Below are 26,933 nucleotides of genomic sequence, written 5' to 3' on the forward strand. Positions count from 1 at the left end.
ACCAGCCCCCGGCGTCTGGCCCGGTAGCGCCCCTGCGATGTCCAGCACGGCCAGGGCGGCCCGCTCACCCACGCAGCGCTGGCTCGCATTGGCGACGGTCCAGGCGTTCAGGCGCTCACGCTCGGTCGGCTCAAGGGGCCGCGCCAACGCAGCAGTCATGGCGTTCGCGACTGCGTCCGGGGTCCATGGGCAGGCCCAGCCGAGCTCGTGATCACGCACGATGTCATGGCCTGGTCCGGGCCCTGCGTAGATCACTGGCGTGCCACACGCCGTGACGGCGAACATCTTCGTTGGGTAGGCGTACTCGTAGCTTCCGTGTGGGCGCAAGGAGGCCAGCCCGGCCGCCGCAGTGCTCAGGGCATCCGCGACCACGGTCGCCGGCACACGTCCCGGGAAGAGGACGCGTCCCGGGACGAGCTGCTCGGCGAGCTCGGCGAGCCGCGGGACGTCCACACCTTGGCCGTACATGATCAGACGTGCCGACGGGTGCGCGTTGGCGATCTGCGCGAAGGCGCGAACGAAGACCTCGGCCCCGTGGAGCTCCGACATGGTGCCGGCGTAGACGAAGGTCGGAGTCCGCGTGTCGTGGGACAAGGGACGGAACACGTCGGTATCCACGCCGGTGCCGACGACATGGGTGGGCACGGCACCGGCGAGCGCGCGCAGGTCGTCCGCAACCCCGTGCGAGACCGTCAGCACGAGGCGGGCACCACGCACGGCAAACCGCTCCAGGGCCCGAAGCGCGGCAACGATGGGCCCGGCCACGCCGATGCTCGCGGCGGCAGTTGAGGACACGTCGCCGGCGTAGTAGACGTAGGGCACCCGGCGCAGGGCGCAGACGATGCGCACGATGGCACCAGTCGTCGGCGGAGGCTCGACGACGACGACGTCCGGGCGGGCCATGGTCACGAGGCGCCCCACCAGGGGCACGTCGAAGCTCGCGAAGGGCAGATAGCCGCGGACGGTGCCGCCGGCGTCGCGCAGTACCGGCCACCGGCGAACCCGGACGCCGGCCATCGCTGGAACGTCCGGGAGGCCGGCCGGGACGGTCGAGGTGAGCACGGTCACCCGGATGCCGCGTGCGCCGAGGTGGCGCACCAGCGCGCCGAGACGGTATGCCGCGGCCCCGGGTTCGGGTAGGAAGATGCGGCTTACCAGGGCGACGCGTGCTGAGGACATCGAGGCAGACCGTATCAGTGGGTGTGGCGCCGACGCGTCCGCAGCCGGCGAAGCCAGCTGGCCAGGGGGCCCGGAACCAGATCCAGGTCCCGGCGAGACATGGCCAGCCACGTGATGCCGAACAGCGCGGCAACGACCACGTCGCTGGCAATGGGGAGCTGGAGAACCCGCTGTCCGGCGAATGCCAGGGCGACGATGAGAGCGCCGACGCCCAACCGCAGGACAACTCGTCCCCAGGCGTGCCCGCCCACCCGCCACTCGACAACGATGGGGACGATGCCGTTGACGAGGGACCCGGCGAGGTAGCCCATCGCGACGCCCAGCATGCCGTACTGCGGCACGATGGCAAGCCAGACGAGGGCACCGACGACGAGACCTGCCACACTGGCGCCGCTGGTGATCACCATCGCCCGATGGGTTCGGGTGGTGAGAGCGTTGACGGAGGCGATGGCGAGACTCGTCACGAGGATGGCGGCAATGAGGATCGGGAAGACGGCAGAGCTGCCGCCGAAGCCGTCGCCCCACACCAGCCGCATCACCAGCCGGGTCATGAGAACCAGCGCACCGAGGACGAGGACCATGACCAGGACCAGGGCCCGAAAGGCCTGGTCGGTCTGACGGCGGAACAAGTCCTTGTCCCCCCGCCCCCACGCCTGAGCCAGAGCGGGAAACAGGACCAGGCCGAGCGAGCCCGCGAGCATCGACGCCGGCGTGGCCGTCACCATGGCGGCCGCGAACTCACCGGCCTCCGCAGAACCGCCGCTGGCCTTCGCCACGATCATGGCGATCTGCAGGAACCCGGTGCTTGCGATGGTGCCCGCCACGCCGAGCATGATCATCTGGTCGAGCTCACGACCGAGGGCTGGGGGGACTCGAACGGACGGGCTGCGCGGCCAGCCGGCGGCCGTGTACAGGAGGTAGGCGCCGGCGATCGGCAGTAACAGCGCGGTGCCACGCAGGCCGAGGGCCAGCGCCACGGCGAGACCCACGAGGCCGAGTCCGGCACCGGCGACGTCCCAGGCGGTCGCACGCCGGACCTGTCCAGCCCCGAAGAACACCCCACGAGAGAACGCATAGCCCGAGTAGGCCGCCGCGAAGGCCGCCACCCAGACCGCGTCCCCCAGCAGTCCATGGTCGAGCAAGAGCCAGGCGGGAACCGCGAGCAGGGCGACGGCGAAAGCCGCAATGGCCACGCGGCGACGCAGGTGGGTGGCGACCGCGTACAGCTCCGCCTGGTCTCCCGCTCCGCGGGCCCGCGCCAGGTACTTGGAGGCGGCGGAGCCGCCCGTGGTCGGCCACAGCAGGGCGAGCAGCGTGCCCGTCGAGATGGCGGCTTGGACCGTACCCAGAGCGGCCTGGCCGGCGAGCCGCCCCACCAGCCAGCTGGTCGCGAAGCGAAGCATCCCCTGCGACGCAAGACCAGTCGTGGAAAGGGCCCCTCGGGAGGCCATGGAACCGTCAGTCGGGGCCGATAGATCGACGCGCCACAGGGATCGAGCCGGCTCGCGCCCGTCACCGGAGGCGTCGGGCCCGGGCAGCTCGTCAGCCATTCGTGAGGTGGGCCTTTCGTGGTCGTCCGCGCGCAGCAAGTACACTTCCAGACGCTGCCGATAGGGGCAGCGTCGCCGTCGACGTGCTGGGATCCCGGTCCATCGCCCTCGTGTGGGCAATCTGCACGGCGTGTCGCACGGTCACGAGTCATCAGTTTAGCGGTTGGGCTCCGGGGCCCTCGCTGGGTCGCTCGGCCGTGCTGCCGGAGTTTGGAGTGTCGTGAAGATCACCGTCGTGGGTCTGGGCAAGATCGGTCTGCCGCTCGCCGTGCAGTACGCCAGGTCCGGGAACCAGGTCACCGGTGCCGACGTCAACCCCCGGGTCGTCGAGCTGGTCAACGCGGGAACGGAGCCGTTCCCGGGCGAGGCGGACCTCGCGCAGTACCTGGCCGAGGCGACACGTGCGGGAGCCCTCACAGCGACGACGGACACCACGTCCGCCGTGGCCGCATCGGATGCGGTCGTCGTGGTGGTTCCTCTCTTCGTCGACGACGAGGCTCGCCCGGACTTCACGGCCATGGACGCCGCGACCGACGCGATCGGCCGGGGGCTACGGCCGGGGACCTTGGTTCTCTACGAGACGACGCTGCCGGTCGGGACCACCCGGAGCCGCTGGAGGCCTCGGCTCGAGGAACGCTCGGGCCTCGTCGAGGGCCAGGACTTCCACCTTGCCTTCTCACCGGAACGGGTCCTGACCGGTCGGGTCTTCGCCGATCTTCGCAAGTATCCCAAGCTCATCGGCGGTCTCTCCGCCGAGGGCGCTGCCCGCGCAGCGCGGTTCTACGAGTCGGTGCTGCAGTTCGACGAGCGGCCCGACCTGGCACGTGGGAACGGGGTGTGGGACCTCGGCAGCGCGGAGGCGGCAGAGATGGCCAAGCTCGCGGAGACGACCTACCGCGATGTCAACATCGGCCTGGCCAACCAGTTCGCGGTCTTCGCGGCGGCCAACGGCATCGATGTCCACCAGGTCATCGAGGCCAGCAACTCGCAGCCCTACAGCCACATCCACCGGCCCGGTGTTGCCGTCGGCGGCCACTGCATCCCGGTGTATCCACGGCTCTACCTGTGGAACGATCCGGACGCCACGGTCGTCCGATCGGCTCGCCAGGCGAACGCCGAGATGCCGGAGTACGCCGTTGCCCTCGCGGAGTCTGCGGCCGGTGGCTCACTGGCAGGACGGCGCCTCGTCGTCCTTGGCGCCTCCTACCGAGGCGGCGTGAAGGAGACCGCGTTCTCGGGTGTGTTCGGCGTCGTGGACGCGGCCCGGAAGCGCGGTGCCGACGTGCTCGTCCACGACCCGATGTACTCCGACGACGAACTGCAGACGCTCGGTTGGGAGCCGTACCACCTCGGGGATCCCGTCGACGTCGTCGTCCTGCAGGCCGATCATGAGTCGTATCGGACCCTGTCGAGCCACGACCTGCTCGGGGTCAAGGTGGTCATCGACGGTCGCAAGGTGCTGGACCCCAAGCGGTTCCCCGAGGTCGCGTTCAGGGTCATCGGCGCACCTGCCGCTTCGACGAGGAATGCGCTGGTGGACGTCGGGGAGTCGGCCCGGTGAGCATTCGGATCGCTGACACCGCGGACGTCGACCAGCGCGCCGAGATTGGTGAGGGTTGCTCGATCTGGCACCTCGCACAGGTCCGTGAGAACGCCCGGCTCGGGCGCAACTGCATCGTCGGCCGAGGTGCTTACGTCGGCGCGGGGGTCCAGATGGGCGACCACTGCAAGCTCCAGAACTATGCGCTGATCTACGAGCCGGCCGTGCTCGAGGCCGGCGTGTTCGTTGGCCCGTCCGTCGTCTTCACGAATGACCACTTCCCTCGTGCCGTTGCTCCGGACGGGAGTCTCAAGCGCGCCGATGACTGGCACGCGGTGGGCGTCACCTGCCGTGAGGGCTCGTCGATCGGGGCGCGTGCCGTCTGTGTCGCTCCGGTGACCATCGGCCGATGGGCCCTCGTGGGCGCGGGCGCCGTGGTGACGCGCGACGTTCCGGACTTCGCTCTGGTGGCCGGAGTCCCCGCCACCCGCAAGGGATGGGTCGGTCGAGCCGGCGCGCCCCTCGAGAATGCTGGGGACGGACTGTGGGTCTGTCCGGTGACCGGCCAAACCTATCGCGAGAGTGACGAGACCCTCGAAGAGGTCATAGATGCCTGAGTTCATCCCACCCGCCAAGCCACTCATCGGCGCGGAGGAGCGCGCTGCGGTTGATCGAGTGCTCCGATCCGGCATGCTCGCCCAAGGACCCGAGGTGGCCGCGTTCGAGCATGAGTTCTCCGAGCACTTCGGCCTCGGCCGCGCGTGCATTGCCGTGAACTCCGGCACGTCCGGACTGCACCTTGGCCTGCTGTCGTGCAACGTCGGGCCCGGTGACGAAGTGATCGTGCCGTCCTTCACCTTCGCGGCCACGGCGAACTCGGTGGCGCTCACGGGGGCCACCCCGGTGTTCGCCGACATCGACCCAGACGACTTCTGCCTCTCCCCGGCATCGGTCGAGGCAGCCATCACGCAACGGACGGTCGGCATCATGCCGGTCCACCTCTACGGTCACCCGGCGAAGATGACCGCCCTCGGTGAGATCGCCGGCAGGCATGGCCTGCGGCTCTTCGAGGATGCCGCGCAAGCCCACGGAGCATCGCTCCAGGGTCGGCCGGTGGGGACCTTTGGGCACTTCGCGATGTTCTCGCTCTATCCGACGAAGAACATGACCTCCGGAGAGGGCGGCATGGTCTCCGTCGCCGACGACGAAACGGCGCGTCGACTTCGGCTCTACCGTAACCAGGGCATGGAGCGGCAGTACCACAACGAGGTCGTGGGGTTCAACGCGCGGATGACAGACATCCACGCAGCGATCGGGCGCGAGCAGCTGAAGAAGGTCAACGCGTGGACCAAGCGTCGCCAGGAGAACGCTGCGTACCTTTCGCAGCACCTCGAGGGCGTGACGACTCCACCCGTCGCCGACGGCGCCGTGCATGTCTACCACCAGTACACCGTGCGCGTTCCGTCAGACCGGGATGGACTCGCCGCCGCGCTCCGCGAGGAGTACAACATCGGGACAGGCATGTTCTACCCTGTCCCCAACCACCAGCTCCGGCCGTTCCAGAGGGACATCGAGCTGCCGGAGACCGCTCGTGCGGCCCGGGAGTGCCTCTCCCTCCCGGTGCATCCATCGCTCTCCGAGGGCGATCTCGAGCGAGTTGTCACGGCGGTCAACGTCCTCGCGCGAGCGGGGGCCTGACGATGGGGGCATTGCGGGCAGGGCTCATCGGTCTGGGGATGATGGGTCGTCACCATGCGCGGGTGCTTGCATCGCTGGACGGCGTCGAGCTCGTCGCAGTTGCGGATCCCGGCGGGGATCCGCACTCCGTGGCCAGTGGCCGGCCCGTGCTCGGCTCGGTCGAGGAGTTGATCGATGCTGGCATCGACTACTGCGTCGTCGCCGTCCCCACCGCCTCGCATGAGCCAGTCGGCTTGGCCCTTGCAGCCGCTGGCGTCCACGCACTCATCGAGAAGCCGCTCGCGCATGATGTCGCGGCGTCGACGGCACTGGTTGACGCGTTCGACAAGGCCGGGCTCGTCGGAGCGGTCGGACACATTGAGCGGTTCAACTCAGCCCTGCAGTCGCTGCGCAAGAGGCTGGAGCAGGGGGATCTCGGGGCGATCTACCAAGTTGCCACCCGCCGACAGGGGCCTTTCCCCGCCCGGATCGCCGATGTCGGCGTCGTCAAGGATCTGGCCACGCATGACATCGACCTCAGCGCCTGGGTCACTCAGCAATCCTTCGTCACCGTCAGCGCACAGACGGCCCATCGTTCCGGCCGTGAACACGAGGACCTTGTCGCAGCGACGTGCCGCCTGAGCGGCGGTGCCGTGACGAGCCATCTCGTCAACTGGTTGTCGCCCTTCAAGGAGCGACTGGTCGTCGTGACGGGTGAGAAGGGCGCCTACGTCGCCAACACACTCACGGCAGATCTGACGTTCTACGCCAACGGCGAGGTCAGCACGACGTGGGACGCGATCGCCAGATTCCGAGGGGTCTCTGAAGGCAACACCATCCGATATGCGATCGCCAAGCCGGAGCCCCTCAGAACCGAGCACGAGCACTTCCGCAACGCGGTTCTGGGTCTGCCCAGCGACATCGTCACCCTGTCGCAGGGACGAGAGACCGTTCGGGTTGCCGAGGCGATGATCGCCTCGGCAAAAGGATCGATGATCGTCTCGCTCTGAGGCCCCCTGCTCCAGTCAGCGGGCTGCCACGACGCGGCGGTAGGTATCGGCGAGGGTGGCCACGGCTTGGTCGACGCCGTGGTGCCGGCGTGTCCAGGTCCGACCGGGCTCAGGTGAGTGTGCCCCGGGGTCGCGAATGATCTGCGTCGCGGCGTCGACGGCGGACACCGGGTCGTGACCGTGAGTCGGCGGTGGTTCGCCAGCCGTGGCGAGCAGCCGCCCGGGTACCACAAGGGGTGCCCCGCAGCCCAGGGCCTCGAGCTCGCTCGACGACAGGATGCCTGCCGCCTGGCCCACCACGACGGTGGCCCGGGCCAGCATCTGCACGTACTCGTCATGGGTGACGCGTGGGACGAGACGCACCCCCACGGCCGCGGCGTCTGTGGCGCCCGGTCCCCAGTCGAGACCGATGACCTCCGCACTTCCGCCGAGGGCCTTCACGAGCAGGCGAGCGGTCACGAGCTGCGCTTGCATCCCTTTGACTGGTTCCCACCGTGACGCGAAGAGGACCTGCGGGCGGGTGGGGTCGGGCCGCCAGCCGGGCAGCTGGTCCACGTCGACTGGGACTGGCAGGAGCACGGCGTCGGGGCGGTGCGGGAGAACATGCTCGGCAAGGTCCGGCGTCGAGTAGAAGACGGCCTCGGCATCGACGAGGCCGGCGCGTATGGCCGGTCCACGACCGGGTTCGTAGAGGGCAGAGCGGACGTCACTCCCGTGGCAGTGCAGGACGAATCGCCTCACCACCGGCCGGGTGTGGCGCAGCGTGGTCGCCGAGTGGATGTGCACGACGTCGTGGCTCCGGGCCTCCACGGCGAGTCGGCCTGCCCACGCCAGGCCGGTCAGGGCCCGCCGCGCCTCGCCGACGGGACCGCTCCATGACGGGTCCCGGAACGCTCGAGGCATGAGTTCCCACGCGTAGCCCAGGTGCTTCGCCCGGTGGACAATGCGTGCGGCGGTGAATGCCGCATCATTGACGTGGAGCGCTGAGGGGACCGACGTCATCGCCGGTCGCGGGCCGTCAGGAGCGAGTCGACGATGCTCTCCATCACGGCGCGGTCCGTTGCGTCGCTGAATGTCCGGGCGTGCTGGTGCGCGGCTTCCTTGCCGGCTCGGACGCTCTGCGCGTCGAGGGTGCGCAGCGCCTCGGTGAAAGCTGCCTCGGAGAAGTCCGCCGCGACGACACCCATGCCGGTCTGGTTCACGAGTCGTGCCATCTCGGGTGACGGGCCGACCACCTGTGCGAGACGCGCTTGGACGAAGTCGAAGAACTTGTTGGGTAGCGCGAACTCGGCATTGATGTTGATCGGCGGCATCGAGAAGACGCCGACGTCGTAGGCGTTCAGGGTGTGTGGGAGTGCATCGGGAGCGACTGGATCGTGAAAACGGATCCGGTCGGACCCGCGAGCGAGCTGCTTGAGCTCGTCCAGGTACCGGCCACCGTCCGCAGCGGGAACGAGGTAGAGATCGAGTGTGCAGTGCGGGACCGTGAGGGTGGAGCGAATGATCATCTCCAGGTTGCGGCCGCGAATGGCGGCTCCGCTGTGAACCAGCCGAATCCTGTCGGCGGATACCGGTCCGGGGACAAGGTCGCGCAGTGGGCCGGCGTTGCGCACGACGCGGCAGACCACCCCATATGTCTGTTCGTACCGTTCGGCAAGCGGTTCGCACACCGTCGTGGTGACGGCGCTGTGCGGGAGGTAGCGCACACACAGATCGTGCATGAGCGGCCCGACGAGGAGGCGCCAGGACATGACGTGCGAGAACTCGGCCGCTGCCCATTCGTGCATGTCGGCCCAGACGGGCGCCCCCTCCGCGACGGAGTGCGCGAGGGGGAGCGCGCGGGCATCGTTCGCAACGACAAGGTCAAACCGGCGCGAGCCGAGACGTTCACGGGCCTGGCGGAGGCCGCCCGCGGCCAGCTCGACGGCTCGGTAACGGCGCAGTGCGAGGCCGAGGACACCCCGAGGGCTGCGGGGCAGAGACGGTTGCTCGTCATCGACGACCACGTGCTCGTCGACCATGTCGGGAGCCGGACCATACCCGACCGACGTCAGGTGGCCAGATCGGCCGAGGACGTCGAGCTGGCGCAGCACTCGGGCATCCCGGACGAGAGGCGACATCGAGATGCTGAGGATCCGGGGCGTCGGCACGGCCCGAGTCTAGACGGGCACTGGGCGAACCCCGTCACCGAGCACAGGAGACCCTCTTGTAGAGCGTGTACGGCGAGGCTGCCGCAACCTGCCGCCAGGCTGGCGATGAACCAACCGAGTCGATACCGGCGTACTGCTTGACTCGGGTTCGAGCCCAGGAGAACGGCTCTCCGCCGGTAATGGCCCAGTCCACTCGCTGCCGCTCTGCCGCCGCGCACACCGAGGGGTCAGTCCCGACCCGGTCCAGCGTGCTGGCCAGCAGGGTGCGATCTCCAGGGAAGTTGGCCTTCTCCGTGGGGATGAGCAGGTGACGTCCACTGACGACGTAGAGGTACGTCGCACCGTTCCACGGGTTGGCGGCCACGACCGCATCCTCGGGCAGGTGCTGCGAGAGGGCTCGCAGCGATCGCAACTCTGCGTTGCTCACCCAGGAATCGGCCGGCTTGGGATGGAAGTAGCGGTGCAGGATGTGCTGATGGGCGTTGACGTACAGTCCGGCAGTGCTGACGGCGAATGCAACGAGGAGGGCGGCCGTCACGCCGATCGACCATGAGCTTCGGCGGGTCAACGGGCGCGTGAGCACGTCGGCGATGGCAAGGAAGCCCGCCGATGCGGCGATCACCGCGGGCACGATCGCAACCGCCTGCAACCGGACGGCGTTGTTGTACCAGGGCCACGTCAGATAACGGACCCACGTCGTGTCGACAGCCACGTTGAGCCAGAAGAGCCCAAGCATGATGAAAAGCGCCGGCACCACCCAACGAGCGCCCCGGTGTCGCACCAGGAGAGCGATCACACCCACCCCGGTGATCACTGCGAGCTGGGTCAACTGCAAGGTGTGGCGAGGCGCGAAGTGGAGCAGCGACTCCCACGCGTAGTCGGCGGACGCTTCGGGTCCGTAGGCACCGGTGCGAACCATCGATGCAGGTCGCATTCGAGTGACGCCGACCAGGATGGCTGATAGCGCCGCAATGATCGCGGCCGGCAGCAGCAGAGCGGTTCGTGGCGACTCGCGACGCCGCCGGTACGCGAACCCGAAAGCCCAGCCAATGAGGATCAACGCCGCAAACAACCCGAACGACATGAGGGCGTTCGGGTGTGCCAGCAGAAGTGCTGGGAGCGCGATGAGGACCAGCCAAAGGGCTGTCGGGCGGGGAGCCACCGTGAAGCTTGGCCGCGCCCAGCTGCCACGCAGAGCACAGAAGGCGGCTAGCGCAGCCGGCAGCAGAGCCTGGCCGAAGAGATTCGGCCAGAGGACCCCGAAACCCATGAGGAAGTAGGGAAAGCCCGTGAAGGCGACCGACATGATGGCCGAGATCAGGGCCACGTGCGGACGCCCACCGAGCAGGGTCAGGCCCAGCCCGATGCAACCCAGGGGCCAGACGACCCCGGCGACGACGAGGACGAATGCCTCGGTGGCCACGACGACGGAGGCTCCGGTGAACAGCGAAATGGACGCGGTGAACCCATGGAAGGCCGCCGGGTAGAACCCGCTCCAGCCGCTCGAGGAGAACCCCCCAATGGTCAACGACGAGATGCTTCCGGACTCGAGTGTCCACTGGGCGGCGCCGAGGTGGAAGATGGTGTCGGGATGCTGCGGGATGGCCTCTGGAGTGCCCATCTCCGGGATGGCCGACACGCAGAAGACAACGAAGGCGGCCACGAGGCCCGCGATCGCTGTCCAGAGCAGCGGCCCTCGAAGCTCCGCGTGGAGTGCCGAACGCCACGCCAACTTGCCGGGCATGTCAGCGCGCATCACGCGCGCTGACACGTCGCGCCGGCGGTTGCCCACCCACTCTGACCCCACACGCATACCCGCAGTGAGCAACCATGCCATCACGCAGGCGCCCAACAGGGATGCATAGCCCCACCGCACCCCCACCCAGTCGGCGATGATCCCGCCGACGGCAAGGATGGTGGTGCTGATGAAGGGCGCCACGACGAGGGAGCCAAGGAGGGACAGGCGCAGAATGAATGCCGCCACCAGCCCGGGGAGGAACAGGAGCAGCGCAGCGACGACGAACGCCGGAATCGCCTCCGGCCAACTAGTGGTCCCGGGAATGAGGACCCCCATCAAGTCCTCCTCGTGCTCGACGTTGCCAGCGCGCCCCACGCACCGCTGCACACTGTAACTGAGTGAGGGCCCAGGCCGGCGCCGCGTACCATTGGGTGCCGCCCTCCCACGTACTCGACCGAGGAGTTCCATGCCCTTAGGCCCGCGCCTGCGCCGCCACGCCCGAAGAACGGCCAAAATGGGGCGGAAGTTGGCCAAGACGGCGCCGCTCGAGTGGCAGGCCTTCGCCCGCAGTCGTCCCATCGACCCTGACCTCGTCGTGTACGAATCGTTCGCCGGCAGGGGCATGCTGTGCAACCCGGAGGCGATCTTCAGGGCGCTGCTCTCAGATCCGACTCAGGGCCACCGCCGACACGTGTGGGTGCTCGATGACCCCAAGGCGCATCCGGCCGTCGTCCGCGAGTTCGCGAACGAGCCACGTGTCCGGTTCGTCCGTTATCGTTCGCCGAGATACCACCGAGTCCTGGCCACGGCCGGCGTCTTGGTCAACAACGCCACATTTCCAAGCACCTTCAACAAGCGCCCCGGTCAGGTCTACCTGAACACCTGGCACGGCACCCCGCTGAAGAAGATGGGGTACGACGAGGCCGGGGGAGCGGTCGGTTCGCGCAACGTCGTTCGCAACTTCATGATGGCTGACTACCTGCTCTCGACCTCGCCCTTCATGTCCGAGGTCATGTACGAGCAGGCGTACCGGCTCGCCAACGTGGGGCCTGGTCGACTGATCGAGGAAGGGTATCCGCGGACGGACCGCCAGGAGCTCGACCTGACAGGCCGTGCCAACGTGCTGTCCAGGATGCGCAAGGCGGGCGTGGACGTGCCAGATGGCTGCACCATCGTCCTCTATGCCCCGACGTGGAAGGGTGAGTCGTTCCACCGCCCGATCAACGACGCCCGAAGCTTGGCCGCTACCGTGTCCGAGCTGGAGTCCCTGCTACCCGAGGGGCACCGCGTCCTCCTGAGAGCGCACCAGCAGGTCAGCTCCTTTGTCGGGGCGGAGCCTCGTCTGGCTGGACGGCTCGTGCCCGACGACCTGCCGACCAACGAGGTCCTCGGTGTCACGGATCTGCTGGTCACTGACTACTCGAGCGTGTTCTTCGACTTCCTCTCGACTGGCCGGCCAGTCGTCTTCTACGCGCCTGATGCCCAGGACTACCAGCAATATCGAGGCTGGTATCTCGGCCTGGACGAGCTGCCGGGCCCAGTGGTCTCCCACGTGCATGATCTGGCGAAGATCCTGGTCGCTGCCGGTACCGGCGGCGCCGACGATCCCTCGTGCTCCCACCGGTACCTCTACGATCGCGCGCGTGAGCGTTTTGCCCCGTGGGACGACGGAAACGCGACCCAGCGGGTTCTGGACGTGCTTCTCAACCGTTCGGCCGAGGGCAGACGGGTGCGCGAGACGGCACGCGATGGCCGGCCGACGGTGCTGCTCTATCTCGGCGGAATGAAGTCCAACGGCATCACGAGCTCCGCCCTGAACCTGGTCCGCAACCTGGACCACGAGCGGGTGGACGTCTCCGTCATGTTCAACCACAGCGAGCATCCCGAGCGCCGCGCCAATATTGCCCTCATCGACGAACGGGCCCGCCAGCTCGTCCGAATCGGCGGGGTGAAGATCAGCAAGCGTGACTACCTGCGGCGGCGCAAGCTCTTCACGGGCAGAACCGACGAGCTGAGCCGGCGCGACGTCATCCGCATGGACGAGGTGCTGGTCGACGAATGGCGCCGAACTGTTGGCGACGCGTCCTTCGACCACGTCGTCGACTTCAGCGGGTACTCCCCGGTCTGGTCGTACCTGGTCTCGAGCGCGCCCGCGGGGTCGCGGTCGATCTGGCTGCACAACGACCTTGCCGCTGACCAACGCCGCGAGATCGCTGGTCACAGTCCACACCACCGCAACCTTGCCGGGGTGTTCGGCTCGTACCACCGCTTCGACCACCTGGTCTCCGTGTCGGAAGCGCTCTGCCGCATCAACGGGGAGAACCTCGCCCAGTACGCGCCGCCGGAGAAGTTCACTTCCGCCCGGAACACCATCGACCATGAGCGGATCCTGAGCCGGTCCGCGGAGCCGCCGGCCGAGGGAACGGTCCTCCCGACCGACGGTCCGACCTTTGTGACGGTGGGCCGGCTTTCGCCCGAGAAGAATCATCGGCGCCTGCTGGAGGCGTTCGCGATCTTGGCGGCTGATGAGCCCGGAGCCCGGCTCGTCATCATCGGTGACGGCCCCCTCCGGCCGGCGCTGGAACTGATCGCCCAGTCGGCGGGCGTCGCTGACCGGGTCGTCTTCACGGGTCTGCAGGAGAACCCGTGGGCCATCATGGCTCAGTGCACGTGTTTCGTGCTTTCCAGCGACTATGAGGGACAACCCATGGTGATTCTGGAGGCCCGCACGCTTGGGCTGCCGATCGTTACGACCCGCTTTGCATCGGTGTCCTCGGCGGTCGGGACGGCTGAGGGGCTCATCGTCGAGCAGAGCGTAGAGGCCTTGGCACAGGGCCTTGCCACGGCGGCCAAGGGTGAGGTGCCTCAGGAGGCGTTCGACCCTGTCGCCTACAACGAAGCGGTGATCGCAGAGTTCAGCCGAGCCGTCGGCCTCCCGATTCGCTAGGGCTCCCTGGGAGGCACCACTGCCTTTGCGCTCCGCCAGGGCTGGGCTATCCAAAGCGGTCATACCGGCAGACGTTCTGGAGTGAAGGTCTCGGGCGACGGCCTTGGTGCCCTGTGGTTGCCCGGACCGCCTCATACATGCCATCACCGCTCGGTCACGCGCAGCCGCGCGGCTGGTACGTTGCAAAGCATGGGCTGGCGTGACAAGGTCAACGGCGCGCTCTCCCGCCTCACTGGTTACGAGTTGCGCAGGGCCCCTCTGAACCCGGTCGCCGCACGAGCAGGTGGCAAGGGTGCTCGGGTTCGGTCGGCCGAGCCTGCGCTGGCGGGAGCGGCCCCGGCTTCCCCTGGCAAGACCATCACAACCCCCGCTGCTGCCAAGCAGCTCCAGCTACCGAGAGACTACGACGAGGCCGCGCAGGCCACCATTCGCGAGGTCAAGCCGTGGACGATGACCTCGCCGGAGAAGCTCAACGCGCTGATTCTCTCCGTTCGGCACGTCGTCAAGCACGACATCCCCGGTGCAGTCGTCGAGTGCGGCGTGTGGCGTGGCGGGAGCATGCAGGCCGCAGCCCGGACGCTGATGGAGGCAGGGGACACCAGCCGCGGCCTCTACCTCTTCGACACCTTTGAGGGTATGTCCGCCCCCACCGACAAGGACCGCCGCCGTCACGACGGCGCGTCGGCGGCCGACCTACTCCACAGCAGCCCGAAGGAGTCGGGCGTCTGGGCCGTCGCCACGCTCGACCACGTCCAGTCCGGCATGGCCCGGATCGGCTATCCCGAGGAGCGGGTGCATTACGTCCAGGGAATGGTCGAGGACACCATCCCTGAGCGCGCTCCAGAGCAGATCTCCATCTTGCGTCTGGACACCGACTGGTACGAGTCCACCAAGCATGAGCTCAACCATCTATATCCGCGATTGTCGAGCGGCGGGGTGCTCCTGCTCGACGACTACGGCTGGTGGGAGGGCGCGAAGACCGCCGTGGACGAGTGGCTGGAGAAGACCGGCGAGCGCCTGCTCCTGCTTCGCATGGCCGAGGGCCGCGTGGCCGTCAAGCCCTGACACCGTCCGTCCCTGAGCGCCACGTGTATCGCTGACGGGTCCCAGCGCCGAAGGCGCAGCACCTTTTCACCCGTCGCAGCCACGCTGGAACCGCGCAGTGCGCGCCTTAGCCGGTTGGGTGTGGGGCGGCGACACGAAGGTTGGGGTCCGAATTGGGACTGGATCGAGGTCCCGGAGGGTCAGCGGGCTCTGATCACTTCCTCTTTCAGTGACCTCGACATTCCCGGGCCATACGTCCGGCTGGACCGGGGAGGCACCCAGTCCGCCCACCCCTCACCGCCCGACAAGGCCAAACCTCACCGCTCCGTTCTCCCCGGACGCCAAGGAGTCGCGAATCCCTCTGGCCACCCCAGACCGCGGGCCACCCGTGCGCCTGACCTTGGCCTCAGGTGCGCAGGGGGCAGCCCAGTTAGAGTTGACGGGTCGTTCTTTGCGCCCAAGGAGCTATGTCTTGACGCACGTCACGTCGACGCCGGATGTCACTGTGGTCGTCATCGGCTACAACGACGCCAAGCGGCTGCCCACCGCGGTTCGCTCCGTGCTGAACCAGACCCTGCGCAGCGTCGACGTCGTCATCGCTGATGACGCGTCCACCGACACCACACCCGCTGTGGCGGCCGATCTCATGGCCGCCGACTCGCGAGTGCAGTACGTCAGACTCGCCGAGAACTCCGGGGGCTGTGGCAAGCCCCGCAACGTTGGGCGTGAGCATGCGCGCGGCCGGTACGTGATGTTCCTCGACAGCGACGACCGGCTCGAGCGCCACGCCTGCAAGAACCTCCTCGAAGCCCTCGAAGACAATGCCGCCGACTTCTCAATGGGGCTCGTGCGTCGGCAGTACATGGCCACGGGGCGGCAGACGCTCTGGTACCCGTGGCTGTTCGAGAAGCGACGGGTGGTCGGCGGCCTGGGGGACTGCCCTGAACTCATCCAGGATGTTTTGTCGGTCAACAAGCTCTACCGTCTCAGCTTCCTCGACGAATACGGGCTTGCCTTTCCCGAGGACGTGCACTACGAGGACCAGCTGTTCACATTTCAGGCCTACCACCGAGCCCGTCGCATCGCGATCATCCCGGAGAACGTCTACGTCTGGCGCATCTACCCGCCAGTAAAGGTCCGCTCGATCACGCAGCGCCGTCACCAGATCGACAACTTCCACCAACGACTGGAGGTCCATCGGCGACTGGATTCCTACATTGCCGAACACGGCACGCCCGAACTCCAACGAGTCAAGGACCTGAAGTTCCTCGAGAACGACATGCGCCTGTACCTCGCCGACATCATCGACGGTGACGGCACAGTGACCGCCGAGGTGCTCAGGGAGGCTGAGCCATACCTGCGGGCCATGCCCCGTGACCGCTTTGACGCACTCGGAATTTCCCTGCGCGCAGCCTGCGGAATGGCGCTGCGCCGTGATCTCGACGGCCTGCGGGAAATCATGCTGCTGGACCGGCGCAACATCTTCGCTGCGCGCATCTCTGACCACGAGGGCAGAACGTATCTCAGTAACACTGCGCATGAGCCGGGCCCCGACGCCGCGTTCGCGCTCGAGGCTCCGGAGAACGCCTTCCTCGTCGCGGACGGGTCGACCATGCTGAACGCGCCCTTTGGCACGTTTCGCCTCCTCCATGAGGTGGTCGGCACCACGCGTCGCGGACCTTCCGTTGTATTGCACGGGCGCACCTTCGACGCCCTCCACAAGGTCGCCGCCGCCCGGTCGGACTGGACGCTGACGATCGAGGGGAAGGTGCGCGGTGAACAGCACCCCCGGTGGGAGTCGCACGTGACAGTGGAGGAGCAGCGTCACGATGGGCTGCGCTGGAGTGTGACGCTCTCACCCGGTCCGCCGTTTGTGATGGTCGCCAGCTCGGTGGAGTGGGAGCTCATTGCATCGCTCAGAATTCACGATCAGGTATCGCGCACGCCCCTTCTCTGGCACCCCAGCGTTGAGCCGGTTCCGGCCCCCTTACCACTGGCTGCCACTGTCGGCCTGGCGCAGTCGGGATTCGTGGGGCCTGTCGAGGGTGGCGCCGCGCGGGTGAGCGTCGTTTCGGCACCCGGCATACGGAGAAGGGTCGTCAACCGGGTGCGCAAGCGGTTGCTACCAGTCGCCGAGCAGAAGGTGGTGCGCCCATGGCGCGATGTGCACACGAAGCTGCTGCACGGCGCCTACGCGGCGATGCGCCGACTCCCACTCGATCATCGGCTCGCGGTCTTCGAGGCCAACATGGGCACGGTGTACGGCGACAGCCCCAAGTATGTCCACGAAGAAATGCGCCGCACGCGTCCGGACATCAGAGCTGTCTGGGCGCTTCCGGCCGGTAGCCGGGCCCCGTATCCGGACGTCACCGTGGTGGAGCGAGGCAGTGCAGCGTATCTGCGGGCACTTGCCCGCGCTGCCTACTGGGTCGACAACCAAACCTTTCCACCCTACGTTCGCAAGCGACCGGGTCAGCGTTACCTGCAAACGTGGCATGGCATCCCGCTGAAGAAGATGGGTCACGACGAGCCCGGCAGGCCGCCACCTCCCCAGCAGCCGGACCGGGGGGTCGGCGCGTGGGACGAGTTGGTGGTGCCGAACGCCTACTTCGAGGAGACGTTCGTGGCGGCCTACCGCTACACCCAAGGACTGATTCGCTACGGCACGCCTCGCAATGACCCGCTCGTGAACGGCTCGCTGGTAAGGGATGCGGCACGAAGCGCTCTCGACCTACCGCCCGAAGCGCTCGTCATCTTGTACGCCCCGACCTTTCGACAGGACAACCGCAGCACGCAGGTGGCGGTTGAGACGCCCTTTGACGCGGGTGCTCTCCTCGGAGCCTTCGATGACAACACGTATCTGCTGTTGCGACCGCACTACCTCAACAGGATCCGCGTACCCTCCGCCGCACAGCACCGCACCCTGGATGTCTCTGACGTCGACGACGTCAACATGCTCTATGTGGCGGCCGACATCTTGATTACGGACTACTCGTCGGTGATGTTCGACTTCGCGCTGCTACGCAAGCCCATCGTGTTCTACACGTACGACTACGCCCAGTACCTCGCCGCGCGCGGCACCTACTTCGACCTCGCCGAGATGGCACCAGGACGGTTCGCCACGACGACAGAAGAACTCGCATCGGCGGTGGCCTCCGCCGAGGCCGATCGCGAAGTCTTCGCCGAGAAGTACGACGAGTTTGTCGAGCGCTATTGCGGCGTCGAGGACGGCAAGGCCTCAGCGCGTGCGCTGGCGCGGCTGCTGGGCCCGTCGGGGGAATCGCTGTGAAGCCGCCGGTCCTCATCTTGTGCAACCACATCGACGGCCTCGGCGGGGTCGAACGGGTCGCCCACGGCCTCGCGGCGGGCCTTGCTCAGCGCGGGTATGAGGTAGCGCTGCGCGGTATCCGTCCCACATCGGGGCCGTCGGCCGAGATGACCTTGTCGGGCTATTCGACCGGCTTCCTGTCGGACCGTCCCGAGCGGCCCGAGGGCTACAAGCCGCACCCGGCTTTCATCCGGCGCAGCATGCGACGGGAGGCCGTTGACAACCTCCGCAAGACCGTGGCCGACTACCGCGGCGGCATCGTCGTGTGCATGCAGGTCTACGCCATGGAGCACCTCACGGAGTTGGGGATGGACGACCTCATCGCCGGCGATATCCGCATCATCGGCCAATACCACTGGTCCTACGAGGGGGCGAACTCAACCACCGACTTCAACCGGCTCAGTCGCACCTATCGCCGCATCGACAAGTTCCTCCTGCTGACCGAGGCCGACGCCGAAGCGTTCCGTAGACGTAACTTCAACAACACGGGGTCGATGCCGAATCCACTGTGGATGAGAGCCACGGGGACGGTGCAGCCGCGGCAACAACGCGTCGTGGCCCTGTCCCGCTACGATGAGGTCAAGCAGCTGGATCACGCCTTGCGGGCGTGGGCCCAGGTGTCTGCTGAGTTCCCCGACTGGCGGTTCGAACTGTACGGCGACGGCCCCCAGCGCGACGAGTTGCAGGTTCTCATCGAACAACTCGGCATCGCGGACAGCGCCGCTCTCATGGGGCCTACAGACGACGTCGCGGGCGTCCTGCTCGGGTCCCGCCTCTCGGTGCTGTCCTCGCTTTTCGAGGGGCTCCCGATGGTGTTGGCGGAGTCCCTGGCCTGTGGGGTGCCTGCCGTAGCCTACAACTGTGCCCCGGGGGTGGCCGAGATCGTGACCCATGGCGTGGACGGCCGGTTGGTACACCCGAACCGCATCTCGGACTTTGCCGCCGCCTTGCGCGAAGTGATGGGCGATGAGGCGCTCATCGACCGAATGGGAGCGGCAGGAAGGCGGTCCATGGCGAGGTACTCGCTTGACCGCGTCATGGACCGCTGGGAGGACCTGATAGCCCGCACCCTCCGGTAGCTAAGGCAGACGAGCGACCGCCTCCTCTGCGGCCACGTCGACCTGCGACCTGCCCTCCTTGCCCCGTGCGCCGGTTGAACGGAGACGCAGCCGGCGCAGCCAGCGCTCCGCAGGATGCTCGATGAGGTAGTAGCAGATGGCCGAGATCGCGACCGCCACCGCGGCCATCCCGAACAGGTCGAGGAGGTTCGCGTTGCTCGGCTCCCTCGGACCGAAGGCCATGGTGGCGAGCCGGAGCGGGAAGTAGTGCACGAGGTAGAACGCGAACGACCAGGCACCGAGAAGCACCATCGGCTTGCCCGCCAGCCATGATGTCTTGCCCCTGAGGTCACGCATTGCCGCCACGCCCAGAAGCCACGCGAACAGTAGGGGGGCCACCACCTGGTCGAGATAGACCACGGTGTCGGCACCGGCCGCGGGCAGGTGGGGGCGCACGTTGAAGTAGACAAGCACCCACGCGCCGAGGGCGGCGGCGACCATGAGGCTGTTGCCACGCAGAACCGTGCCGCGGCGAACAAGTAGGGCAAGGACGATGCCGACGATGAACTCCCAGATGCGGAAGATGGGCGTACGCAACGACCACGATGACATCGCCGGGGTCATCGTGAGGTTCGAGTAGACCCGCCACGCGAGGGCGAGGACGACGAGCGCAGCGACCACCATCACGAGGTGTCGGCGACGCCTCCGGGCCAGTACGGCCAGGATCAGCGGAAAGCAAAGGTAGAAGAAGGCTTCGCAGGACAGGGTCCACGAGACCCCGTTGCCCGGGAACATCGGCGAGATGTGTGGGAACCAGGTCTGCACAAGGAAAATGCTCAAGAGAAAGGGACGTAGCTCGAACGTCTGCCCCGATATCGGCTCGTAGTAGACCCAGAGGGCCACGATGCTGGTCGCCAGGTGAAGCGGCACAATGCGCGCCACTCGTCGCCAGTAGAACCGCCCTGCCGATTGACCCGGACGCCACATCCAGGTCAGCACGAAACCAGACAGCACGAAGAAGAAGGCCACGCCATGGGTGCCGTAGGTGCTCTGCGGATAGAGCATGGGCGTCCGACCGTAGCCACCGGCCCCGGCTCCGACGAAGTGAGTGACGAACACCGCGAACGCGGCGAAGAAGCGCAGGCCAGTGAGCGAGTCCAGGCGGGACTTCTCGGGGATCGGCGGTGTACCGACGCATGACGGGGCGGCGCTGGAGCGTGTTCCACGTTCGCGCACATCGGTCATCCGGGGGAAGCTCCGATCGTGGTGACTGAGCGTTGCGCTTCGGCGCAGGATCGGTCAGCCATGATATCCGGGTTTCGTGAACGCCCTCCCGGATGGCATCGGGAACCGGCCCCTCCGTGGCAGGCTTCTTTGCATGACGAGCGAGCCTCGAGCCTCGCCGTACTGTCCCGCGGAGGCAGCCGCGGGAAGGGCGGTGCTGTCGGTGACGGGAGCCATCTTGGTGCTGACCGTGCTGACGGTGCTGGTGCGACCCCACAACCCCAACATTGAGTACGCGCGGTTGTGGGTTGTGACGGGCGTGGGCGTTTCTCTCGTCCTGGCCCTGGTCCTCACTGAAACGGCGCGCCGGCGAGTGCAGCCTGGGAGTCGCGGAGCACCTTCCTGGCGCCCGGGGGTGACCTGGCTCGTGGCGACCGGGACCAGTGTGCTCGGAGGGACGGCGGGGGTTCTGCTGGCAATGCCTCTGCGTTACGAGTACGGGTGGGACGCCGCCGTTGTCACGGACATCTCCGAAGAAGTCTCGTCTGACGGGGTTCTGTCCTCCTATGCGCATGACTACCTGTCGCGCTATCCGAACAATGTGCCGCTCGTTGCGATGATGAACCTGGCACGCCGAATCGGGGGGCCGTCTCACGAAGGCACGTACGACGTCTACCTCGTGGCCAACGGACTGTGCCTCGCTGTCGTTCTGTTGCTCTCCTTCGTGCTGGTGCGCACCTTTCGTGGAGCTGCGGTCGCGTATGTTGCTCAGGCAGTCGTCTTCGTACTGATCGGCTGCTCGCCGTGGATGGCGGTCCCCTACACCGACTTTCCTGCCATGGCCTTCGTGACAGGCGCAGTGGTCCTTGCCGTGGCCGCGACACGCTCCCGGCGCATTGGACGGCGGGTCGGCCTCGTTGTGGCGGCGTGCGCGTGCATCGCTGTCGCCTTCGCGATCAAGTCGACACCCGCCAGCACCGCGGCTGCTTTCTTGGTGTCCGGTGTCATTGTGGCTCTCGGCCAGTCGCGCCGGGCCCTGATCCGCCTGGCGATCGTGGGCGCCGTCGGTGGGGCCGCATTCGCCCTGACCGCGATGGCAACGCTGGCAGGGGCTGAGCGGGTGGCCCATGTACCTCGCACCGCTCTGGACTCCAGCCGGACCGCTCCGGTCTCCTGGTGGATCGCCAATGGCCTGTCCACCACCCGAAGCATCTCCGGCAGGCCGTACTACGGCGCCTACAACCCGCAAATGGTCAAGGAGTCCATGGGGTTGTCCGGCGACCGCCTGCGCGCTTGGTCCGAGCAACGCCTGACCCGGCAGCTCGAGGCCATGGGCGCAACCGGCGTAGTTGCCTTCGAGGTCCGCAAGCAGACCTTCAATTGGGGCGACGGCATGTTCTTCGCGTGGGGCGAGGGATATGACTTCCAGGCCAGCCGCCTCCAAGAGCACGATGGGTTCGCCAAGGTGGTCCAGTCCGTGCAACATCCCTCGGGCTCCGACTACGTTCTTCGGGCGTCGCTCACGACCGGTCTGTGGTTGGCGCTGCTGCTCTGGGCTGGTGTCGGCCTGCTCAGGGCCCGCCATACACGTGAGTTGTTGGTGATGGCACTGCCGGTACTGGGCATCGCCGCCTTCACGCTGTTGTTCCAAGGGCGGTCGAGGTATCTGTTCGCCTACGTTCCGGTCATTGTGGGGCTCGCCGCCGTCGTCCGCCCACTACCTACCGCCCTCTCACGGACCTCATTGCGGCTGGTCTCCGGGCGCACCCAGCCACACGAGCCTCCAGCGCCGGCCACAGGTCGCTCTGTTTAGGGCTCCTGCGGACGCACCACCCCCTTGCTCTCCGGCCACGCCCCTCCCTCGAAGGCCGTCAGGTAGCTGTCAGACAGGTGACCGACGTCCAGCGCCCGGACCCCGAGCTGGGCCAAGCGATGGGTCAGCACCGTGCCGGCCGGACCAAGGGCGATGAGGTAGAGATCCGCGCGCTCGCCCGGTGCCAGCCCGCCAACGGCGTCGACAAGTCGGGGCACGTCTGACCATGCGTCCACGGGCTGTGACGGAATCGTCGTGGCATCCTTGAGGTTGTCAAAGAGCTGCGGGATGAGCTCGAAGCGGGAGCCTTCGCCGGTGATGATCGAGACCCGCTGGTTCTCCCACACAGCGCGCCATAGATCCACGCCACGCTGTCCCATCACCTGGAAGTAGATGGGACGGGTCACGTGGCTGTTGCCGAACGACTCACCGGGGGGAATCAGCTCCTTGACCTGGCGCCAGACGTCGCCCCAGACACCTGACCAGTGCAGGTCTCGGTACACATGGGGGAAGCCCTTGAGCAGGTGGTCTTGGGGCGGGGCTGTCAGGGCATCGCGCAAGCCACGTTGCAGCTCCGGGCTGTTCGGCTGGAACTTCAGGGTGTACTCGGACCGGAGGAGCAGTCGCATCTCCCCATCTCCGAAGCGGGCGAAGCTCAGAGGCCGGTCGACGAGGGTCTGCACGGTCTCACCGAAGCCAAGCTGGCGCTCGGCGGCGAAGGACTGGACCTCGTCGAGCACCGGGGCCGTCTCGACGAGGCGTAGCGTGTCGAGGATCTTGCGCTGCTGTCGTAGTTCCCATCGCATGTCCGTGAGGAACTGGCGCAGCTCGGCGACCGGCAGAGTCTCTTCCGGCGAGGGTGCGGGTCGCGCACCGCGCAGCGCACGCTTGACGGGGCGCAGCAACCGCTTGGCATGCTCCACAGGGGTCCTATCTCTCGGTGGACCACACCGCATCGACAACCCGCTTGGCAGCACTGCCGTCGTCGTGGGGCGTGAACGTCCGTTGGAACTGGGTGTAGCGATCTCGATACTGCTCAGTGATGGTGCCAGTGCTGTCGAGGGCGTCCAGGACATCTTCCGTGGTCCCCAGTAGCGGCCCCGGGGCAATCCCCTCGAAGTCGAGGTAGAAGCCTCGCGTCGACGAACCGTACTCGGCCAGATCGGGTGTGAGGAACAGGATTGGTCGACCGGTCACCGCGAAGTCGAACATGACCGACGAGTAGTCGGTCACGAGCACATCGGCGATCTCGAGGAGGTCACCGATGTCGGGATACCTCGAGACGTCCCGGACGTTGGAGTAACGCTGGGCGTCCGAGAACCCGGGGGTGTTGCTGTGGCCCCTGAGCAGCAACGTGCCTGTCGAGCCGAGAGCCTTGCTGGCCCGCGCGACATTGAGATAGCTGACCGCTGCATAACGGTTCGAGCTCGTGCGCCGGTTGTCGCGCCACGTCGGTGCATAGAGGGCAATCCGGGAGCCAGCTGGGATCCCGAGCCTCCGGCGGATATCGGTCTGGCGGGCCCGAGTAGTCCGAGCCAGCTCGTCGTTGCGGGGATAACCGACACTGAGAATCCTGCCTTCGTACCCAAAGGCACTCGGGAAGACCCCCTCCGCAAAGGCGTTCTGGGCCAGGAGGAGGTCCCACGACTGGGCCTCGCGCTGCATCAGCGCACGATAGGAGAGACTCAGGCTCGCGGACGGGACGTCGTTGCCGATGCGTTTGAGCGGTGTGCCGTGCCAGGTCTGCAGGTAGTACTGTTCCGGCCTCTTGCGGAAGTACGCCGGGAAGTTGTTGTTGTTCACCAGCCATCTGCTCGTGTGAAGCACGTCGTAGTACTCGGGTGAGCCCACGATGACCGGTCGCGCCGTGTCGGGAACGACGGCAGATCCGTCAGCCACCGCCCAGTAGATCTCACCCGAGAAGCTGCGTCGGGCGAGCTCGTCGTGAAGGGCGAGTGGTGAGTCTCCGGCGGACTGTCCGCCGAAGCAGGAGAACAGGACGGCGTCGCGAAGCGGCCTGCTCGTCACCAAGGCAGGGACCGACTGCTCGAGTCGGTACCGGCCCAGCCGGGTGCGATGCTGCGCCTCGAACGGTGCCTCGACCGAGACCCAGAGCGCCCGTGCCCTTGCCGTCACGCTGAGGCGAACAGCCGCGTGTTCGCCGAGGTGCCATCCAGGGACGCCCGACGCTGAAGCCTCCACTGCACCGCTGACGACTGGGACCCAGAGGCTGCCCGCGATGCTGACCGGGTTCCTCAGCAGCCGGAATGAGTACCCGCCGCGAGGTTGCGTGACGCCAGGATGGCCGAAGAGGTCACCTACGAGGTCGAAGGTCGCGCGGAACTGGCCGGTAGCCCTGTTCCAGGTCGTCTCCCGAGGGTGCCAGAGACCGTTCGGCCCGGCGAACGCCACGGCGAGGCTGGCACTCCCGGGAGCATGGGCGCGACCCTCGACCGTGACGGTTGAGGTGCTCTCATCGGTTCTCGCCTTCGTGACGATGGCATCGAGTTTGCGGTCGAGGAGCTCCAGCATGCCCGTGCGAGTGATGACAGCTCGAAGACCGGCGGTAGCCAAGGCCTCGCCGTACTCGTTGATCGCTCGGGGGACGGACACGGAGCGGCGTCCGTTCTCGGTGTGTGCGGTAGCGCGCCATCGGAACTGGCGGATCGGTGGGGCGCCGGGGGGCAGCGGTGGGAGCGTCACACTCACTGTCGCCCTGGCTGCGGGATGTGGAACTTGGGCGCTCGTCCTGAGGCGTAACGCCGTCGAGGTCAAGGCGATCTCTGTGATCGCGCTCCCATCCGTGGATCGAACGGTCAGCGTCACTGTCCGGCCCTGGACCGCAAGGTCGTCTGCCACTACCGAGGCGGTCATCCGGCGCAGCCGCAGGCCGAGATCCTCGGAGAACAACGGCACGATGCGGTGGATGCCGCGCACTGGAGTCGGCTCGAGCCGGTTCGCTGTGCCGCGGGTGTCCCGCCGGGTGACGTGACGGCGCCAGACGGAGCCAGCGGCCTCGAGCGTCAGCTCGAGGTACACCTCGGCATCATCCTCGCGAGGCGCACCCCCGTCCGCGCTCAGTGCGGTGAGCAGTGCCGCCGTGTCGATCGACGCACGAAAGCCGGCACTGGCATGGCTGGCCGCCGCGTTCGATGCGATCTCGTCGAGAGCGGCCGACTCGAATCGTTCGACCGCGACTGGCACATCCGAGAGAGGGCTGCCATCTGAGCACCTGAGCAGTCTGGCGGCCAGGGAGGACTGCTCAATCGGCAGCTCGGCCCCGGGGAGGTACGCCATGCCGTCGATGTCAATCCGGTCGTCGCCGGCTCGGTAACCGGTGACGACGCACAGGAGGCGGTCCTCCTCCGGTGACAGGAGCAGGTCCGCGGCGCTTGGCCTGAACTTGATGTCCTCGAGGTAGAGCGGGCGGGCCGTGGGAGGCTTCGTGGTCACGTCAACCGCCATCCCCGCGCCGTGTTCACTCCGGTCGACGAGTGCGGTGCAGACGTCAGCGCGGGCATCGGCCGACGTCATTCGGGCGAGCAGCCGATCCTGGACGGCGACCATGGCCCATGCCGAGGGCCGCATGTCCTCGGTGACGTAGCGGACGCCGTCGCGAAGCAGGTCCCAGTAGTCGGTGCCGGTCCGGGGAACCTCGTCGTAGTAGGCGCGCAGGTCGAGCCCGACCGACTTCGCCTTCCAGTAGTCCAGGACCTTCGGGGTGGCCTTGGCCGTGAGGACATCAGAGACGTGACGCATGACGGTGAGGCGGTCGCTGAGGTCGTTGAGCTGCGACTTCTGCTGGGTGATGGAGGTGCCGTCTCCCCGGATGAACCATCGATAGGTCACCGCCGAGAGCACGTCAAAGGACCTGGCCGAGGCGTACGCCTTGGCGGTCGGCTCTTGGTCCTCGTATCGAATCCCCTCGGGAAAGCTTCCGACCGCCTCGTCGAAGAAGGGCCTGCGGAACAGCTTGTTCCAGCTGAAGACGTCGGCCAGGATCTCGGGGAAGTCGTCGAGCGTGAGGCCATGGCGATCGTGCCGGTGCACGTCCTGGGCCCAGCCCGGCACCCATTCCGTGGTCCCCTTCCGCCGGATGAGGTTGCCGACCGCGAAGTCGGACCCGGAGCGGCGCAGGGAGTCGGCCATCAGCTGGTAGGCATCGAGCGGCAGCGAGTCATCCGAGTCGACGAAGGCGATGAAGTCTCCGGTGGCGGCGCGAATGCCCGTGTTGCGGGCCGCGCCCAGACCTGCGTTGGCCTGCTCGATGACGCGGATCCGGCGGTCCCATCGCGCGAATGACTTGGCAATCCGGGCGCTGTGATCCGGAGAGCCGTCGATCACCACGATGATCTCGAGGTCCGGGTAGGTCTGGGCGATGATGCTCGTGAGACAGGACCGCAGGTAGGCCGCGACGTTGTAGCAAGGCACCACCACCGAGATGCGACCAATGCTGGGGCCGCTCGATGTGACGATCCGGCGCAGGCTGTAGCGCAGAGCGGGATGCAGACGTCGGCGCACCGCCGCCCAACGCTCGTGCGGGACCGCGCGTCTGACCGCGTGGTACGTAGACGTGGCCGCGGTGACAACCGCCTCAGGGGACGGGCGTCGTACCAGCCTCATGGGTACCTCTCGACTCGGGGGCAGGTCGGTCGCCCATTCTGTCATCCGGTTT

The 26,933-nt window shown here is 67.3% G+C and carries 17 protein-coding genes; 9 read left to right on the forward strand and 8 right to left on the reverse strand.

Going from position 1 to position 26,933, the window contains the following annotated elements:
* Both ABF401_RS13275 and ABF401_RS13280 read right to left on the reverse strand, forming a co-directional pair.
* A partial coding sequence (locus ABF401_RS13275; protein ID WP_353510035.1) for a glycosyltransferase occupies nt 1-1,179 on the reverse strand: 1,179 nt, incomplete at its 3' end.
* 14 nt (nt 1,180-1,193) lie between these two features.
* Nucleotides 1,194-2,582: a lipopolysaccharide biosynthesis protein gene (locus ABF401_RS13280; protein WP_353510036.1), complete on the reverse strand. Its 1,389-nt coding sequence runs from the start codon at nt 2,580-2,582 to the stop codon at nt 1,194-1,196.
* Between the two features lie 367 nt (nt 2,583-2,949).
* Here ABF401_RS13280 and ABF401_RS13285 point away from each other — a divergent pair, with 367 nt between their 5' ends.
* From ABF401_RS13285 to ABF401_RS13300, 4 genes are read left to right on the forward strand one after another with little or no spacing between them, the layout of a single operon-like run.
* Nucleotides 2,950-4,290 (forward strand): nucleotide sugar dehydrogenase, encoded by a 1,341-nt coding sequence (locus tag ABF401_RS13285; RefSeq protein ID WP_353510037.1) that lies wholly within the window; start codon nt 2,950-2,952, stop codon nt 4,288-4,290.
* A complete protein-coding gene (locus ABF401_RS13290) occupies nt 4,287-4,886 on the forward strand; it encodes an acyltransferase (RefSeq protein WP_353510038.1) in 600 nt (199 codons plus the stop codon). The genes ABF401_RS13285 and ABF401_RS13290 overlap by 4 nt, the downstream gene beginning before the upstream one ends.
* A complete protein-coding gene (locus tag ABF401_RS13295; RefSeq protein WP_353510039.1) occupies nt 4,879-5,967 on the forward strand; it encodes a DegT/DnrJ/EryC1/StrS family aminotransferase in 1,089 nt (362 codons plus the stop codon). Before ABF401_RS13290 ends, ABF401_RS13295 begins: the two co-directional genes overlap by 8 nt.
* A gap of 2 nt (nt 5,968-5,969) precedes the next feature.
* Nucleotides 5,970-6,956: a Gfo/Idh/MocA family oxidoreductase gene (locus ABF401_RS13300; RefSeq protein ID WP_353510040.1), complete on the forward strand. Its 987-nt coding sequence runs from the start codon at nt 5,970-5,972 to the stop codon at nt 6,954-6,956.
* Between the two features lie 15 nt (nt 6,957-6,971).
* On the opposite strand, the gene ABF401_RS13305 is transcribed toward ABF401_RS13300, so the two are convergent.
* The 3 genes from ABF401_RS13305 to ABF401_RS13315 are packed head-to-tail and all read right to left on the reverse strand — an operon-like array spanning nt 6,972 to nt 11,180.
* A complete protein-coding gene (locus ABF401_RS13305) occupies nt 6,972-7,958 on the reverse strand; it encodes a glycosyltransferase family protein (protein ID WP_353510041.1) in 987 nt (328 codons plus the stop codon).
* Nucleotides 7,955-9,106, reverse strand: a complete 1,152-nt coding sequence (locus tag ABF401_RS13310; RefSeq protein ID WP_353510042.1) for a glycosyltransferase family protein — start codon at nt 9,104-9,106, stop codon at nt 7,955-7,957. The genes ABF401_RS13305 and ABF401_RS13310 overlap by 4 nt, the downstream gene beginning before the upstream one ends.
* 34 nt (nt 9,107-9,140) lie before the next feature.
* On the reverse strand, nt 9,141-11,180 hold the full coding sequence (locus ABF401_RS13315) for a DUF6541 family protein (RefSeq protein WP_353510043.1): 2,040 nt from the start codon (nt 11,178-11,180) through the stop codon (nt 9,141-9,143).
* A 178-nt stretch (nt 11,181-11,358) separates the two neighbouring features.
* Between ABF401_RS13315 and ABF401_RS13320 the strand changes: the two genes are divergently transcribed.
* The 4 genes from ABF401_RS13320 to ABF401_RS13335 all read left to right on the forward strand — a co-directional run bounded on the left by ABF401_RS13320 (nt 11,359) and on the right by ABF401_RS13335 (nt 19,242).
* Nucleotides 11,359-13,791: a CDP-glycerol glycerophosphotransferase family protein gene (locus ABF401_RS13320; protein ID WP_353510044.1), complete on the forward strand. Its 2,433-nt coding sequence runs from the start codon at nt 11,359-11,361 to the stop codon at nt 13,789-13,791.
* A gap of 189 nt (nt 13,792-13,980) precedes the next feature.
* Nucleotides 13,981-14,856 (forward strand): TylF/MycF/NovP-related O-methyltransferase, encoded by an 876-nt coding sequence (locus ABF401_RS13325; RefSeq protein WP_353510045.1) that lies wholly within the window; start codon nt 13,981-13,983, stop codon nt 14,854-14,856.
* 451 nt (nt 14,857-15,307) lie between these two features.
* Nucleotides 15,308-18,124 (forward strand): bifunctional glycosyltransferase/CDP-glycerol:glycerophosphate glycerophosphotransferase, encoded by a 2,817-nt coding sequence (locus ABF401_RS13330; RefSeq protein ID WP_353510046.1) that lies wholly within the window; start codon nt 15,308-15,310, stop codon nt 18,122-18,124.
* Nucleotides 18,121-19,242: a glycosyltransferase gene (locus ABF401_RS13335; protein ID WP_353510047.1), complete on the forward strand. Its 1,122-nt coding sequence runs from the start codon at nt 18,121-18,123 to the stop codon at nt 19,240-19,242. The genes ABF401_RS13330 and ABF401_RS13335 overlap by 4 nt, the downstream gene beginning before the upstream one ends.
* Here ABF401_RS13335 and ABF401_RS13340 read toward each other — a convergent pair whose 3' ends face one another.
* Entirely contained in the window at nt 19,243-20,466 is a 1,224-nt protein-coding gene (locus tag ABF401_RS13340) for an acyltransferase family protein (RefSeq protein WP_353510049.1), read from the reverse strand. It abuts the gene before it with no gap.
* A gap of 202 nt (nt 20,467-20,668) precedes the next feature.
* Here ABF401_RS13340 and ABF401_RS13345 point away from each other — a divergent pair, with 202 nt between their 5' ends.
* Complete coding sequence (locus ABF401_RS13345) at nt 20,669-22,258, forward strand: glycosyltransferase-like membrane protein (protein ID WP_353510050.1); 1,590 nt, start codon at nt 20,669-20,671, stop codon at nt 22,256-22,258.
* Here ABF401_RS13345 and ABF401_RS13350 read toward each other — a convergent pair.
* Both ABF401_RS13350 and ABF401_RS13355 read right to left on the reverse strand, forming a co-directional pair.
* Nucleotides 22,255-23,181 carry a GT-D fold domain-containing glycosyltransferase gene (locus ABF401_RS13350; protein ID WP_353510051.1) on the reverse strand — a complete coding sequence of 309 codons (927 nt, stop codon included), beginning with the start codon at nt 23,179-23,181 and terminating at the stop codon, nt 22,255-22,257. The two genes, ABF401_RS13345 and ABF401_RS13350, sit on opposite strands and share 4 nt — an antisense overlap.
* Nucleotides 23,182-23,188: 7 nt before the next feature.
* Nucleotides 23,189-26,779: a bifunctional glycosyltransferase/CDP-glycerol:glycerophosphate glycerophosphotransferase gene (locus tag ABF401_RS13355; protein ID WP_353510052.1), complete on the reverse strand. Its 3,591-nt coding sequence runs from the start codon at nt 26,777-26,779 to the stop codon at nt 23,189-23,191.
* Between the last annotated feature and the right edge of the window lie 154 nt (nt 26,780-26,933).

Origin of the sequence: Intrasporangium sp., assembly GCF_040414665.1 — a bacterium.
GTDB lineage: Bacteria > Actinomycetota > Actinomycetes > Actinomycetales > Dermatophilaceae > Intrasporangium.

Bases quoted from the DNA above. Each gene is read 5' to 3' on its own strand.
- ABF401_RS13320 (WP_353510044.1), top strand. From the start codon at position 11,359: ATGGGGCGGAAGTTGGCCAAGACGGCGCCGCTCGAGTGGCAGGCCTTC.
- ABF401_RS13295 (WP_353510039.1), top strand. From the start codon at position 4,879: ATGCCTGAGTTCATCCCACCCGCCAAGCCACTCATCGGCGCGGAGGAG.
- ABF401_RS13280 (WP_353510036.1), bottom strand. From the start codon at position 2,582: ATGCTTCGCTTCGCGACCAGCTGGCTGGTGGGGCGGCTCGCCGGCCAG.
- ABF401_RS13305 (WP_353510041.1), bottom strand. From the start codon at position 7,958: ATGACGTCGGTCCCCTCAGCGCTCCACGTCAATGATGCGGCATTCACC.
- ABF401_RS13325 (WP_353510045.1), top strand. From the start codon at position 13,981: ATGGGCTGGCGTGACAAGGTCAACGGCGCGCTCTCCCGCCTCACTGGT.
- ABF401_RS13300 (WP_353510040.1), top strand. From the start codon at position 5,970: ATGGGGGCATTGCGGGCAGGGCTCATCGGTCTGGGGATGATGGGTCGT.
- ABF401_RS13340 (WP_353510049.1), bottom strand. From the start codon at position 20,466: ATGACCGATGTGCGCGAACGTGGAACACGCTCCAGCGCCGCCCCGTCA.
- ABF401_RS13315 (WP_353510043.1), bottom strand. From the start codon at position 11,180: ATGGGGGTCCTCATTCCCGGGACCACTAGTTGGCCGGAGGCGATTCCG.